Origin of the sequence: Paracoccus aerodenitrificans, assembly GCF_027913215.1 — a bacterium.
In the GTDB taxonomy this organism is placed as follows: Bacteria; Pseudomonadota; Alphaproteobacteria; order Rhodobacterales; family Rhodobacteraceae; genus Paracoccus; species Paracoccus aerodenitrificans.
The window spans coordinates 51,364-64,002 of the sequence record NZ_CP115784.1 but is presented as its reverse complement, the minus strand read 5'-3'; the positions used below and the strand labels follow the sequence as shown (position 1 = coordinate 64,002).

Below are 12,639 nucleotides of genomic sequence, written 5' to 3'. Positions count from 1 at the left end.
ATGGTACGCCCCATCCTTGTCACCTGCGGAGAGCCGGCGGGTATCGGGCCGGAACTGGCTCCTAAGCTGCTTGCGGCGCATGTGCCTTTCGTCTGGATCGGCGACCCAACGCATCTGCCACCCGGCACGGACTGGACCGGGATCAGCGATCTGTCGCAACTGCCCGCAGATACGCTGCCCGTGCTGAGCCATGATTTCGCGCAGCCTGCAACGCCGGGCCAGCCCGATGCCGGAAATGCCCGTGGCGTGATCGAAGTGATTGAGCGTGCCGTTTCCCTGACCCAAAGCGGCGCAGCTTCGGGTATCTGCACCATGCCGATTCACAAGAAGGCACTGAAAGACGGGGCCGGTTTCGCCTTTCCGGGCCATACCGAGTTTCTTGCCCATCTTGCCGGAGCTGCCGGGGTGGCGATGATGCTCGCCTCGACCACGGTCGAGCCGCCATGCCGCGTGGTGCCTGCAACCATTCATATCGCGCTGTCCGAGGTTCCGGCGCAACTGACGCCCGAAGCTCTGGAACGCGCCATCCGCATCACGCATGACGCGATGATCCGGGATTTCGGCATCGCCCGGCCCCGGATCGCCATCGCCGGGCTGAACCCTCATGCGGGCGAAGGCGGCGCGATGGGGCATGAGGAACTGGACTGGATCGCGCCTCTGATCCTGCGCCTGAAAGATGAGGGGCTGAACCTGACCGGGCCGCTGCCCGCCGATACGATGTTTCACGCCACCGCCCGCATACGTTATGATGCGGCGATCTGCGCATATCACGATCAGGCACTTATCCCGATCAAGACGCTTGATTTCTCGGGCGGCGTGAATATCACGCTTGGCCTGCCCTTCGTACGAACCTCACCGGATCACGGGACCGCGTTCGACATTGCCGGAAAAGGAATCGCCGATGCGGACAGCGCCATCGCCGCCTTGCGCATGGCCTGGGACATGGCGCAAACACGGGGCACGGCATGAGCAGCATTGACGGGCTTCCACCGCTGCGAGAGGTGATCAGCACCCATGATTTGCGTGCCAAGAAGCAGCTTGGCCAGAATTTCCTTCTGGACCTGAACCTGACCGCCAAGATCGCGCGGCAGGCCGGAGATCTGACCGGAAGCGATATTCTAGAGATCGGACCGGGTCCGGGCGGGCTGACCCGTGGGCTTCTGGCCGAGGGTGCACGTCATGTGCTGGCCATCGAAAAAGATGCCCGCGCCCTGCCCGCGCTAGAACAGATCGTACATGCCTATCCCGGACGGCTTCAGGTCATCCACGGCGACGCGCTTGAAATCGATCCGCTCAGCCATCTGACGCCGCCGATCCGGGTTGCCGCAAATCTTCCCTATAATATCGGAACCGAGCTTCTAATCCGCTGGCTGACCCCGCCGGACTGGCCGCCATTCTGGCAGTCTCTGACATTGATGTTCCAGCGCGAGGTCGCCGAGCGCATCGTCGCGCAGCCCGGCCAGAAAGCCTATGGGCGGCTTTCGATCCTTGCCCAGTGGCGCAGCGAGGCCCGCATCGTGATGAGCATCCCGCCCGAGGCCTTCGTCCCCGCGCCGAAAATACACTCATCGGTGGTGCAGATCACCGCGCTGCCTAAGCCGCGCTTTCCCGCCGATCCCGCGATATTGTCGCGCATCGTGGCGACGGCCTTCAATCAGAGGCGCAAGATGCTGCGCAGTTCCCTCCGGGGGCTGCATCCCGAAATGGAAGCGATCCTGACCGAAGCCGGGATCAAACCGACGGCACGCGCCGAGGAAATCGGGATCGAGGGGTTCTGCACATTGGCCCGCATCTTTGAGGCCCGGTCGGGTTAAAGCGGCCTGCCTTAACCCTGTCCCTCAAGGGTCCGGCTATTCGCCGGACGTCTCTGTTGCAGGGGCTGCCGCCTCGCCCGATGGATCGGAAGCAGCGGCTTCCGGCTCTGCGGCTTTACGGGTGCTGGCCTTGCGGGTGCGGGGCTTTGCCGGCGCGTCGGTCTTGGCGGCACGCGGCGCACGTGTCGTCGTGCGGCGGGCACGAGGTGCCGGCTGCGCCTGCTCGGGCGTTTCGACGCGGCCTGCATCCTCGCCAATCGCATCGGGCAACGCACCCGCTTCTGCGGAAGCGCCGCCTTCAGAAGAAGCGTCAGCCGGAGCAGCGTTACCCGAAGCCTCCTCGCGCGGCGCATCATGACGCGGAGTGCGGTAATTATTGCGCTTTTCTTCCGTGGCGTCCGAAGAATCACCATTGCGTTGGCCGCGATCGTCGCGGGACTGATCCCGCGCAGTATCGTTGCCATTACCATTGCCATTCTCATACGAATCGCCATTGCGACCATTCTGGCTCTGATGATTTTGCTGCTGATTCTGATGGTTATACTGATTCTGCTGCTGACGCTCGGCCTGCTCACGCTGCGCCTCGCTCAGCAGCCGCGTGTAATGTTCCGCATGCTGCAGGAAGGCCTGTTCGGCCACCCGGTCATTCGACAATTGCGCATCTCGTGCAAGTGTCAGGTATTTATCAATAATTTGCTGAGGCGTGCCCCGAACCTTGCCCTCAGGGCCGGAGGAATCGAAGACGCGATTAACGATATTGCCAAGTGAACGCTGACGGTTCGACTTCGAGCGCGAACGGGATTTGGATGATCTCATCTGTCTGACTTTATCCAGCCATCTGGAATTATTCACATGCCACCGACATTCTGCGTTCGGTCGTTCGGCGGTGGACCCGCACCCTGACTTACACAATGTCGTGGCTGATCTGTGCGGCGAACCTTGTCCACCAACATATAACCCGAATAACCACGCCCCCGCCTTATTACAACAGAAAAATCACAGATTTCGGCAACTGACGGTGATTATTTGTGGTTTTCGGTACGAATTAACCTTTCATGTCACGAAATTTTGCCAAAACGACGCGATCCCGCCCATCGAGATCGCTGATTATCTTCGTTTCGGCACCGGCTTCAGAAAATATTTTCTGCACCGCCTCGCCCTGACCGGACCCGATTTCGACCAGTACATGCCCGCCGGGATTGAGAAAGCGGGGCGCATCGGCGGCAATCCTGCGATAGGCGGACAATCCGTCGCCCTCATCGGTCAGCGCCATGCGCGGCTCCCATTCCCGAAGCTCAGGAGCAAGATCCTGCATCTCGGACACCGCGATATAGGGCGGGTTCGAGACGATCAGATCGAAACGGCCCCGTACCTCACTGAACCAGTCAGAGACCATAAGCGCCGCCTCCACCCCGATTCGCGCGGCATTTTCTCGCGCAACGGCAAGGGCGGCGTCGGATATGTCACAGCCCCTCCCCGAAGCACCGCGTCGTTCATCGAGCAGCGAAATCAGGATCGCGCCGGTCCCGGTTCCCAGATCCAGCAGGGTTTCCCAGGGCAGCCGCAGCGCCGCTTCGATCAGCGTTTCGGTCTCTGGCCTTGGGTCGAGCGTATCGCTGGTGACGCGGAAATCATGTTTCCAGAAGGCTCGCCGCCCGATGATCTGACTGACCGGACGCCGGGCCAGACGCGCCTCAACCAGAGGCGCCATCGCCGAAACCAGTTCCGCCGAGGCGGTTTCGTTCAGGTACAGGGCAATATGGTGATGCTGCACCGGCTTTCCAAGAGCGATGCTCAGCGCATGCCCGAACAGCCGCGCGGCATCCGTCGCCGCATCCGGAATGGACGCGGCCTCGAAACGGCGCTGCGCCTCGCGGCGGAGTTCCCTGCCCGTCAGCATGTTATTCCTGCGCGGCCAGTTTTTCCGCCTGATCATGCGCGGTCAGTGCGTCGATAATCTCGGCCAGATCGCCCTGCATGACCTTATCGAGCGCGTAAAGCGTCAGATTGATGCGATGATCCGTCATCCGGCCCTGAGGGAAATTATAGGTTCGTATCCGCTCGGAACGATCCCCGCTTCCCACCTGGGATTTCCGGTCGGCAGCACGTTCCGAAGCGGCACGCTCACGCTCCATATCGTACAGCCGGGCACGAAGAACCGCCATCGCATTGGCCCGGTTCTGGTGCTGCGATTTTTCCGATGAGGTCACCACGATCCCGGTCGGCAGATGGGTGATGCGGACAGCGGAATCGGTCGTGTTGACATGCTGCCCCCCCGCGCCGGACGCACGCATCGTGTCGATGCGGATATCGGCCGTGGGAATGTCGATATCGACCTCCTCGGCCTCGGGCAGCACGGCGACTGTCGCGGCGGAGGTGTGGATACGGCCACCCGATTCGGTCTCGGGGACGCGCTGCACGCGGTGGACACCGGATTCATATTTCAGCCGCGCAAATACGCCCTCGCCTTCGATGCGTGCCGTCGCCTCTTTCACGCCGCCGATTTCGGTTTCGCTCATATCGAGAAGCTGAAAACTCCAGCCCTGCGCCTCGGCATAGCGCCGGTACATGGCAAGCAGATCGCCCGCGAAAAGCGCAGCTTCCTCGCCGCCGGTTCCCGGCCGGATTTCCATGATCGCGGGCCGCGCGTCGGCTGCATCCTTCGGCAGCAGGGCAATGCGCAACGCCTGTTCAAGCTCGGGCAATTCGGCCTTGAGACGCGCCACCTCTTCCTCAGCCAGCTCGCGCATATCCGGATCGGCCAGCATCTGCTGCGCCTCCTCCAGCCCCTCCGAGGCCGCCCGCCATCGCTCAACCTGAGCCACAACGGGTTTGAGTTCGGCATATTCGCGGCTGATCGCGGCGATCTCATCGGCGGCAGGGCCGGAATTCAGCTTCGCTTCGAGAAACTCGAAACGCTGGACGATCTGGTGCAGGCGGTCATGAGGCAGCATTGCGCTGATGTGGCCCGCGCATGCGCCGCCGTCAAGCTATGCGATCACGCCGCCCCGCCTTCACGAAGGCAGAAATCACTGAATGGGCATCAGCGCTTCCTGCGCCGCAATGTTCATGAAATGATGGCTGTGGAATTCCTCCGGCGTTAGTTCGCCGTCGTCATCCTGATCCGAATAGGCGAAGGCCGCGGCCTGAAAACCGTTCATTTCTTCCAGTGTAACCTCACCGCTGTCATCGTAATCCATGATCGAGAAGATGATGCGGCTGGCAGTTTGATAATTTGCCTCACGCCCGCGCTCCTCCGCGACGGCGCTGAAGCCGAAACCCCATGCCAGAAACTCATCCATATCGGCAGCGCCGCTTTCATCGAGATCCATCGAGATCATCATGTCGCTGTCGAAGCGTTCCTGCTCGGCCATGTCCAGACGGCCATTGCTGTCCGCATCCACCTGCGCGAACTGAGACTGAGCGATATTGCCGGGATCGAGTTGCTGTGCCTGAACGGAAGGTGCCAGAGCGAATGCGCAGAGAATGCAAAAAACCTTATTCATCTTATATCCAATCCTTCATGTGCCATTCCGACATATGGGATCAGCCTAGGCGTGTTTTCTGACAAGAACAAACCGGAAATGGGGCTTGCGAGGCAGGATGCCGAAGCCCGGCCCGTCCAGAGGATTATGCTTTCTGCTTATCGGCGGCGGGTCCAGCCATAAAGGCAGATCAGTTCGGTCGCGACATGCGCCCCGGCGATGGCCGTTGCGCCGGTCGTATCATAGGGAGGGGAGATCTCGACAACGTCTCCGCCCAACAGCTTCACCCCCGCAAGCCCCCGCAACAGCGCCGCTGCCTGCCATGACGCCAGCCCGCCCCAGACCGGAGTTCCGGTTCCGGGGGCGAAAGCCGGGTCGAGCGCGTCGATATCGAAGGTGAGATAGACCGGACGGTCCGATACCACCTCCCGGATACGGGCAAGGGTTGCGTCGATCCCATCGCGATGAACGCCCGGGGCATCAAGGATCGTCACGCCGAGCGTATCCGGATTCTCGGTCCTGATCCCGATACTGACGCTGGCAGTGGGGTCCACGACCCCTTCGCGGATCGCCTTGTAAAGAAACGTGCCGTGATCGATCCGGTCGGGATCGTCATCCACCCAGCTATCGCTGTGCGCATCGAACTGGATCAAAGCAACGGGGCCATGCCGCTTTGCATAGGCACGCAGAATCGGCAGGGTAATGAAATGATCTCCGCCAAGCGTCACCGTACCGACGCCCTGATCCAGAAGCCCGCCAATATGCTCACTGATCCGCGCCGGAACCTCACGCGTATTGGCATAATCGAAAGCCATATCGCCGGCATCAGCGATGGCAAGCTCTGACAGAGGGTCATAGCCCCAGCCATAGGGCGGGTCATAGGGTTGCAGGGTCGATGCCTCGCGGATAGCGCGTGGCCCGAAACGGGTGCCGGGCCGGTTCGTGACCGCCTGATCGAAGGGAATACCCGTCACCGCAAGATCGAACCCCGCCATATCCTTGCTATAGCGCCGCCGCAGAAAGGACGTCGCACCGCCGAACGCGTTTTCAAAGCTGGGTCCGCGCGGATCCTGTCGGGTAAAGGACTGATCTATCTGCGTCTTTGCGTCTTCCAGAGCCATTCCAAATCCTCCGAACAAAACCAGCTTTTTCGCCCGCTTATTGATATGCCTCAAAGCGAAAATAGACAGTACCCGATAACATAATAATCAGGAAACGTGCGCCCCAGGTTGAAACCAAGGAGCCATATCCATGCGTCTTCCCACATTATTACTGATGTTCGGCACTATCGCATTTCCCGTTCACGCTCAGGAGACGCAAATCCTGGACCCGGGAGAACTTCGTGAAGAGGCCGCATCGCTATTCGAGCCCATACCGGAAACCCCACAGCCAATCACTGCTCCAGACGGGAGTGAAGCAGAAGCGCTGGAGTCGGCAAAGATCGAACTTGGCAAGAAACTATTCTTCGATCCGCGTATGTCGGCATCGCAACTGATCTCTTGCCAGACCTGCCACAATGTCGGGTTGGGCGGTGTCGATCAGTTGCCAACCTCGATCGGACATGGCTGGCAGCAAGGACCACGCAACGCACCGACAATGCTGAACGCTGTGTTCAACATCGCCCAGTTCTGGGACGGTCGGGCGGCAGATCTTGCGGAACAGGCGATGGGACCTCTGCAAGCCTCGGTCGAAATGAACAATACTCCAGAGCGCCTGCTGGAAACTCTGAGCTCCATGCCAGCCTATGTAGAGGAATTCGCCGCTGCCTTTCCGGAAAGCGACGAAGCCCTCAGCTTCGAGAATTTCGCCACGGCTATCGAACAATTCGAAGCAACACTCATTACACCAAATTCCGCCTTTGACCGCTTCCTCGGAGGCGAGGACGATGTGATGACCGAACAGCAGCTTTCCGGCCTGCGTGCCTTTATAGATACAGGCTGTGTTGGCTGCCATTACGGGATGAATTTTGGTGGCGACAGCTATCATCCTTTCGGCGTAATCGAGCGTCCCGGCGGCTCGATAATGCCGGAAGCCGACAAGGGACGTTTCGCAGTCACCGAAACGGCGGACGATGAATATGTGTTCCGCGCTGCACCGCTGCGCAATATTTCCCTGACGGCGCCCTATTTCCATTCCGGTGCGGTCTGGGACCTTGCCGAAGCCGTTCAGATCATGTCGTCGGCGCAGATCGGCACAGAGCTGACGGACCAACAGGCCGATGACATTGTTGCCTTTCTTGGCGCACTGACAGGCGACCAGCCCCTGATCGAACACCCGATCCTGCCACCTCGCAGCGAAACCACGCCAGAGCCGATATCGATGATACAGTAACTTTGGACACAGTGCACCGGTCATGAAAAGGCCGCCCTATCGGCGGCCTTTGAACGAGAATGCAGGAATAAAAAAACTCAACCCTCTTTCTTGGCCTCGACAGAGATTTGCAACTCGACCTCATCATCCACCGCCGGGACGAACGCGCCGAGATTGAACTCCGAGCGCCTGATCTCACCTTCGATGCTGAAACCCACCGTCGGAGCCTGCGTCATCGGATCAAGACCCGCACCGTTGAATTCCACATTCAGCGTCACCGGCTTCGTCACACCGTTCAGCGTCAGATCACCCGTGACCCGTGCTTCCTCATTATCGTCCTCAAGCTCAACGCTGGTCGAGGTGAAGGTCACCAGCGGAGGCTCGCCCGTCACATTGAAGAAATCCTCGCCCATCAGATGCTCATCCAGATCCGCGGCAACCGTGCGCAGCGACGAGAGCGGGAAAGAGGCCTCGACGGTGGAGGAAGCAAGATCCTCGGGATCGAGCGTGATCGTGCCTTCGACTCCATTCACGAAACCGCGCGAGACGGAGAAGCCCATGTGATCATAGCTGAACATGATCTGACTGTGACCCGGATCGAAGACATAGGTGCCTGCATCGGGAATATTCCTGTCATCGCCGGGTTTCGACATGACAGGAGCACCGGCCTCTTGCGCGATGGCGGGGACGCCAAATGCGAGGGCTGCGGCGATGACGGAACCGAATATGGATGTGCTGAAATGAACGGTCATGTATAACTCCTTTTGATGCTGTGTCGGCAACGCAGAGCCCGCATCAGGGTTCCTGACCTGACGGCGATGTGACGCTTTGACGCGAATCGGCTTGCATCGCAGGGATTCGCCGCTATAAAGCCGCATCCTTCCGCAATTGCGAAACCGGCGCAGCCTCTCGTGGCGGGGCGTGGAAGGGGTTTTCCCGCCGTTGAAGCCCGCCTGAAACTGAAAGGTCTGACATGCCGCTTTATGAGCATGTGCTGATCGCCCGCCAGGACCTGTCGAACACGCAGGCCGAAGGGCTGGTCGAACATTTTTCCACCGTGCTGGCCGATAATGGCGGCAAGGTGGTCGACAGCGAATACTGGGGTGTCCGCACCCTCGCCTATAAGATCAACAAGAACCGCAAGGGCCATTATGCCTTCCTGCGCACCGACGCGCCCTCGGCCGCCGTGCAGGAAATGGAGCGTCTGGCCCGTCTGCATGACGACGTAATGCGCGTCATGTCGATCAAGGTCGACGCGCATGAGGAAGGTCCGTCCGTCCAGATGCAGAAGCGCGAAGAGCGTGGCGAACGCCGCGAGCGTCGCGACCGCGACAATTAAGGAGATCGAGATATGGCGAATAAACCGTTTTTCCGTCGTCGTAAGGTCGATCCGTTCGGTGGCGAAAACGCCCCCAAGATCGACTATAAAGACACCCGCCTGCTGCAGCGCTATATCAGCGAGCGCGGCAAGATCGTGCCGTCGCGCATCACCGCCGTTTCGGCCAAGAACCAGCGTAAGCTGGCACAGGCCATCAAGCGCGCGCGCTTCCTGGCGCTGCTGCCCTACGCCGTGAAATAAGGAGGAAGACCGATGCAAGTCATCCTGCTGGAACGCGTGGCCAAGCTTGGCGCAATGGGCGATGTCGTCCGCGTCAAGGAAGGTTATGCCCGCAATTTCCTGTTGCCGCAGGGCAAGGCGCTTCGTGCGTCCGACGCCAATATCGCGGCGTTCGAAGCCCAGAAGGCCGCCCTTGTCGCGAAGAACGACGAGTCGAAGGCCGAAGCGCAGAAAATCGCCGACAAGCTGAACGGCGAGACCTTCATCATCATCCGCTCGGCATCCGATGCCGGTGCGCTGTATGGTTCGGTCAGCCCGCGCGATGTCTCTGATGCCGCGAATGGGGCCGGTCACACGGTCGATCGCAAACAGGTCGTTCTGGGCGCTCCGATCAAGGAGCTGGGTCTGCACAATGTCCATGTCGTGCTGCACCCCGAGGTCGAGGCCGAGATCACCCTGAACATCGCCCGCTCGAACGAAGAGGCCGAATTGCAGGCTTCGGGCAAGTCGATTCAGGACCTCGCCGCCGAAGAAGACGCTGCTGCGGAATTCGAGATCGCCGAGTTGTTCGACGATATCGGCTCTGCCTCGCGCGAGGACGAAGACCTTGCGACCGAGGCCCCGGAAACCACCGCTGGTTCCGGCGAGTAAGCAGTCCGCTTCAAGCCCGATACAGAAGCCGCGCCGTCTCTGGCGCGGCTTTTTCCGTTTTGCGCGTTGCATATCGCCGAGTCCGTGGCTTCCACCCGTGAATTGCGATTTGTCAGCCGGTATAGGCCGGAACGAAAACCGCCCGATCCTCGTTCTGATGTGAACAGACTTTGAAAGGAACGGATAATGTCGCGCTTTGCTGATGTGACCTCAGATACCCCTCACGGCCCCCGGCCCGTGCCGGAGGGTCATATTTCGCGTGAACCTGTTCCGCCGTCCCGGCAATTGCCGGCACCGGATCGGAAAACCCCGAAATGGGCCATATGGGGCGGGGCGGCAGTCGCTGCTGCGGCAACCACCGCGCTTGGCGTCTATGCCGCCCGCGCCATCGCTGATGCGGTGTCAGACGACGACCACGAACGCCCGTCGCGTCGCGCGTCGTCACGCAGGCCCCGCCCACGCCATGCGCCCCGTTTCGAGCGCCTCAGCCTTGAGGAACGTCAGGCGATGCGCAACCGCGCCCGCGCCGATTTCGCGGATTATGAAGACCGTGCGGCAGATCTGCGCAAAAAGGCCGCCAGCGACAAGCCGCGCAAACGCCGCCCCTCATCCAGAAATTCCGGGTCAGGCTTCCTGTCATCGTTTGGCGACAGCGCCGGAGAGATAACGCGAAATATCACCGGCTTGCTGGCGGCGGCGAATGCTGCCGTCGACGGGTTTCATCAGGTCTCGGGCAAAGCGGACGGGATCGTCCGGGATTTCGTCAACGCAGCCGATCGTCTGAGCGATTTTCTTGGCTCGCGCAGCACCGACAAGCACGAGCCAACCCCTGCCGCCACAGAGGCCAGGGGCGACGCGGATCGCGACGCCGCCGATAACCGCACGCGCAATCTGTGACCGATCCAGATGGCCAGAGCACCTGAGCGCAGCATCGGCGACGCGCTGTTCGGACCCTTGCCCGATGAGGTCCGGCGTCGTTTCGATCTGGACGAGAAACCGCCCGCCCCTCCGGCCGCCAAGCGTGTTCGCGAGGGCGACCCCGACGCAGATCTGCCCGCACCGCGAAGCGATGCTCCAGACTCGCCCTGGGGATTGAGACCGAAAGAATGGTGGGGCGTCCTGAAGGGCGTGGTCACGGAAATCGGCGAGGATCGCGTGACCTCGGTCGCTGGCGGAGTGACGTTTTTCGGCCTGCTCGCGCTTTTCCCGGCAATCACCGCGCTTGTCTCGATTTTCGGGCTGGTGGCCGATCCCGAGGTCATTGCCGAGCAGATGGATAACCTAAGCTCGGTCATCCCGCCCGCAGCCTTCGAGATTATCAACGGGCAGGTTGAGGCGATCATCAACTCTCCCGGTACGGCACTGTCCTTTGCCGGTATCATCGGCCTTTTCCTGACCCTCTGGTCGGCGAATGGAGGCATGAAGGCGCTGATGGACGCGCTCAACGTGGCGTGGTTCCAGCGGGAAAGCAGGGGGTTCTTCAAGCTCAACCTCGTCTCGCTGACCATGACGCTTGGCGCGATCGTGCTGGTCATGGCACTGGTCGGAACGATTGCTGTCCTGCCCGCCGTGCTGAACTGGCTGCCTTTGCCGGATGCGACCAAGGACATGGTTTCGATGATCCGCTGGCCGATCATGTTCGCCGTTCTGTTCCTGGCGATCTCGGCGCTTTATCGTTGGGGTCCAAGCCGGAATGACGCTAATTTCAACTGGTTCTCTCCGGGCGCATTATTCGCCTCGGTCGGGCTGGTGGCCGCCTCGGCGCTGTTTTCCTTCTATGCGTCGAATTTCGCCAATTACAACCAGACCTACGGCACGTTGGGGGCGGTGATCGTGCTGATGATGTGGCTGTGGATCTCGGCAATCGTGGTGCTCGTCGGGGCAGAGATCAACGCAGTTGCCGAACGGCATCTGCGCGCCCTGAACGGTGAGACCCGACCTTCATGAGCCTGCCGCCCGGCATAGATCTGCTGAAACATGGCGGGCATAAATACGATCACGGTCATGCGCTTGTCATGGCAGGAGGCCCCGGACAAGGCGGCGCGGCCCGGCTTGCCGCGAAGGCCGCGCTACGAATCGGTGCCGGGCTGGTCACGCTTGCCCCTCCGGCCGCAGCAATGGCCGAGCATTGCGGCCCGCCGGACGCGTTGATGCGCCACAGCATCGACACGCCCGACCAGTTGGCCGGGCTTCTGAAAGCACGGAAAATCTCTGCAATCGTGATGGGCCCCGGCTATGGGGTTGAGCCTGCCATAGGCATGTTGCCAGCCATCATCGCCGCCGGGCTTCCGACGCTGCTGGATGCCGACGCGCTGACGGCATTGGGCCGCGTTCCGGCAAGGCTGCGGCCCGATATCGTTCTGACGCCGCATGAGGGAGAGTTCAGACGCCTCTTTCCCGAGCTTGCGAACAGCCTGACCGACGACCGCAATCATCGCGGTCAACTGGCGGCTCAGGCGGCCCGCCAGTCCGGTGCCGTGATTTTGCTGAAAGGCCCTGATACCGTGATCGCCGCACCCGATGGGAAGATCCGCTTCAACACGGCCCATGACGTGCCCTGGCTGGCAACAGCCGGTTCCGGAGATGTGCTTTCCGGCCTTATCGGCGGGCTTCTGGCGCGTGGCTTCCCGCCCCTTGATGCCGCCAGTGCCGCAGCACATATCCATGCCGAATGCGCACGGCGATTCGGGCCGGGACTGATCGCCGATGACCTGCCCGGCGAAATACCGGCAATCCTCCGCGATCTGGCCTGATTTTCCGCTCGCACCCCGCTGCCGGCTTTGATAGAACGGCGCGGATTTCGTGGCGGGCCCAGTGCCCG

Annotated in this window: 15 protein-coding genes; 9 read left to right on the top strand and 6 right to left on the bottom strand. The window is 61.0% G+C overall.

Going from position 1 to position 12,639, the window contains the following annotated elements; translation table 11 throughout:
* Positions 1 to 969 (top strand): 4-hydroxythreonine-4-phosphate dehydrogenase PdxA, encoded by a 969-nt coding sequence (pdxA, locus tag PAE61_RS01520; protein ID WP_271113682.1) that lies wholly within the window; start codon positions 1 to 3, stop codon positions 967 to 969.
* On the top strand, positions 966 to 1,814 hold the full coding sequence (gene rsmA, locus PAE61_RS01515) for a 16S rRNA (adenine(1518)-N(6)/adenine(1519)-N(6))-dimethyltransferase RsmA (RefSeq protein WP_271113681.1): 849 nt from the start codon (positions 966 to 968) through the stop codon (positions 1,812 to 1,814). Before pdxA ends, rsmA begins: the two co-directional genes overlap by 4 nt.
* A gap of 36 nt (positions 1,815 to 1,850) precedes the next feature.
* On the opposite strand, the gene PAE61_RS01510 is transcribed toward rsmA, so the two are convergent.
* The 5 genes from PAE61_RS01510 to speB all read right to left on the bottom strand — a co-directional run bounded on the left by PAE61_RS01510 (position 1,851) and on the right by speB (position 6,420).
* Positions 1,851 to 2,630, bottom strand: coding sequence for a DUF4167 domain-containing protein (locus PAE61_RS01510; protein ID WP_271113680.1), 780 nt, complete (start codon positions 2,628 to 2,630; stop codon positions 1,851 to 1,853).
* A 229-nt stretch (positions 2,631 to 2,859) separates the two neighbouring features.
* Positions 2,860 to 3,714 carry a peptide chain release factor N(5)-glutamine methyltransferase gene (gene prmC, locus PAE61_RS01505; protein WP_271113679.1) on the bottom strand — a complete coding sequence of 285 codons (855 nt, stop codon included), beginning with the start codon at positions 3,712 to 3,714 and terminating at the stop codon, positions 2,860 to 2,862.
* Position 3,715: 1 nt separating this feature from the next.
* Positions 3,716 to 4,768: a peptide chain release factor 1 gene (prfA, locus tag PAE61_RS01500; protein ID WP_271113678.1), complete on the bottom strand. Its 1,053-nt coding sequence runs from the start codon at positions 4,766 to 4,768 to the stop codon at positions 3,716 to 3,718.
* A gap of 75 nt (positions 4,769 to 4,843) precedes the next feature.
* The gene (locus PAE61_RS01495; RefSeq protein ID WP_271113677.1) at positions 4,844 to 5,320 is read right to left on the bottom strand and encodes an EF-hand domain-containing protein; all 477 of its coding nucleotides are present in this window, start codon (positions 5,318 to 5,320) and stop codon (positions 4,844 to 4,846) included.
* A gap of 137 nt (positions 5,321 to 5,457) precedes the next feature.
* Positions 5,458 to 6,420, bottom strand: a complete 963-nt coding sequence (speB, locus tag PAE61_RS01490; RefSeq protein WP_271113676.1) for an agmatinase — start codon at positions 6,418 to 6,420, stop codon at positions 5,458 to 5,460.
* Positions 6,421 to 6,550: 130 nt separating this feature from the next.
* Here speB and PAE61_RS01485 point away from each other — a divergent pair, with 130 nt between their 5' ends.
* Entirely contained in the window at positions 6,551 to 7,630 is a 1,080-nt protein-coding gene (locus PAE61_RS01485) for a cytochrome-c peroxidase (RefSeq protein WP_271113675.1), read from the top strand.
* 77 nt (positions 7,631 to 7,707) lie between these two features.
* Here PAE61_RS01485 and PAE61_RS01480 read toward each other — a convergent pair whose 3' ends face one another.
* The gene (locus PAE61_RS01480) at positions 7,708 to 8,361 is read right to left on the bottom strand and encodes a YceI family protein (protein ID WP_271113674.1); all 654 of its coding nucleotides are present in this window, start codon (positions 8,359 to 8,361) and stop codon (positions 7,708 to 7,710) included.
* A 221-nt stretch (positions 8,362 to 8,582) separates the two neighbouring features.
* On the opposite strand from PAE61_RS01480, the gene rpsF reads away from it, so the two are divergent.
* The 6 genes from rpsF (at position 8,583) to PAE61_RS01450 (ending at position 12,571) form a co-directional block, all read left to right on the top strand.
* Positions 8,583 to 8,948 carry a 30S ribosomal protein S6 gene (gene rpsF, locus PAE61_RS01475; protein ID WP_271113673.1) on the top strand — a complete coding sequence of 122 codons (366 nt, stop codon included), beginning with the start codon at positions 8,583 to 8,585 and terminating at the stop codon, positions 8,946 to 8,948.
* 12 nt (positions 8,949 to 8,960) lie between these two features.
* The gene (gene rpsR / locus PAE61_RS01470; RefSeq protein ID WP_271113672.1) at positions 8,961 to 9,188 is read left to right on the top strand and encodes a 30S ribosomal protein S18; all 228 of its coding nucleotides are present in this window, start codon (positions 8,961 to 8,963) and stop codon (positions 9,186 to 9,188) included.
* A gap of 12 nt (positions 9,189 to 9,200) precedes the next feature.
* Complete coding sequence (rplI, locus tag PAE61_RS01465) at positions 9,201 to 9,818, top strand: 50S ribosomal protein L9 (RefSeq protein ID WP_271113671.1); 618 nt, start codon at positions 9,201 to 9,203, stop codon at positions 9,816 to 9,818.
* A 186-nt stretch (positions 9,819 to 10,004) separates the two neighbouring features.
* Positions 10,005 to 10,715, top strand: coding sequence for a hypothetical protein (locus PAE61_RS01460; protein ID WP_271113670.1), 711 nt, complete (start codon positions 10,005 to 10,007; stop codon positions 10,713 to 10,715).
* A gap of 9 nt (positions 10,716 to 10,724) precedes the next feature.
* Complete coding sequence (locus tag PAE61_RS01455) at positions 10,725 to 11,765, top strand: YihY/virulence factor BrkB family protein (RefSeq protein WP_271113669.1); 1,041 nt, start codon at positions 10,725 to 10,727, stop codon at positions 11,763 to 11,765.
* The gene (locus PAE61_RS01450) at positions 11,762 to 12,571 is read left to right on the top strand and encodes an NAD(P)H-hydrate dehydratase (protein WP_271113668.1); all 810 of its coding nucleotides are present in this window, start codon (positions 11,762 to 11,764) and stop codon (positions 12,569 to 12,571) included. The genes PAE61_RS01455 and PAE61_RS01450 overlap by 4 nt, the downstream gene beginning before the upstream one ends.
* The last annotated feature ends 68 nt before the right edge of the window (positions 12,572 to 12,639 follow it).

What these genes read in the sequence shown, in the direction of transcription:
- PAE61_RS01460 (WP_271113670.1), top strand. Translation starts at nt 10,005, where the DNA reads ATGTCGCGCTTTGCTGATGTGACCTCAGATACCCCTCACGGCCCCCGG.
- rsmA (WP_271113681.1), top strand. Translation starts at nt 966, where the DNA reads ATGAGCAGCATTGACGGGCTTCCACCGCTGCGAGAGGTGATCAGCACC.
- speB (WP_271113676.1), bottom strand. Translation starts at nt 6,420, where the DNA reads ATGGCTCTGGAAGACGCAAAGACGCAGATAGATCAGTCCTTTACCCGA.
- rplI (WP_271113671.1), top strand. Translation starts at nt 9,201, where the DNA reads ATGCAAGTCATCCTGCTGGAACGCGTGGCCAAGCTTGGCGCAATGGGC.
- rpsF (WP_271113673.1), top strand. Translation starts at nt 8,583, where the DNA reads ATGCCGCTTTATGAGCATGTGCTGATCGCCCGCCAGGACCTGTCGAAC.
- PAE61_RS01510 (WP_271113680.1), bottom strand. Translation starts at nt 2,630, where the DNA reads ATGAGATCATCCAAATCCCGTTCGCGCTCGAAGTCGAACCGTCAGCGT.
- PAE61_RS01480 (WP_271113674.1), bottom strand. Translation starts at nt 8,361, where the DNA reads ATGACCGTTCATTTCAGCACATCCATATTCGGTTCCGTCATCGCCGCA.
- PAE61_RS01455 (WP_271113669.1), top strand. Translation starts at nt 10,725, where the DNA reads ATGGCCAGAGCACCTGAGCGCAGCATCGGCGACGCGCTGTTCGGACCC.
- PAE61_RS01450 (WP_271113668.1), top strand. Translation starts at nt 11,762, where the DNA reads ATGAGCCTGCCGCCCGGCATAGATCTGCTGAAACATGGCGGGCATAAA.
- PAE61_RS01485 (WP_271113675.1), top strand. Translation starts at nt 6,551, where the DNA reads ATGCGTCTTCCCACATTATTACTGATGTTCGGCACTATCGCATTTCCC.
- prmC (WP_271113679.1), bottom strand. Translation starts at nt 3,714, where the DNA reads ATGCTGACGGGCAGGGAACTCCGCCGCGAGGCGCAGCGCCGTTTCGAG.
- PAE61_RS01495 (WP_271113677.1), bottom strand. Translation starts at nt 5,320, where the DNA reads ATGAATAAGGTTTTTTGCATTCTCTGCGCATTCGCTCTGGCACCTTCC.
- prfA (WP_271113678.1), bottom strand. Translation starts at nt 4,768, where the DNA reads ATGCTGCCTCATGACCGCCTGCACCAGATCGTCCAGCGTTTCGAGTTT.
- pdxA (WP_271113682.1), top strand. Translation starts at nt 1, where the DNA reads ATGGTACGCCCCATCCTTGTCACCTGCGGAGAGCCGGCGGGTATCGGG.
- rpsR (WP_271113672.1), top strand. Translation starts at nt 8,961, where the DNA reads ATGGCGAATAAACCGTTTTTCCGTCGTCGTAAGGTCGATCCGTTCGGT.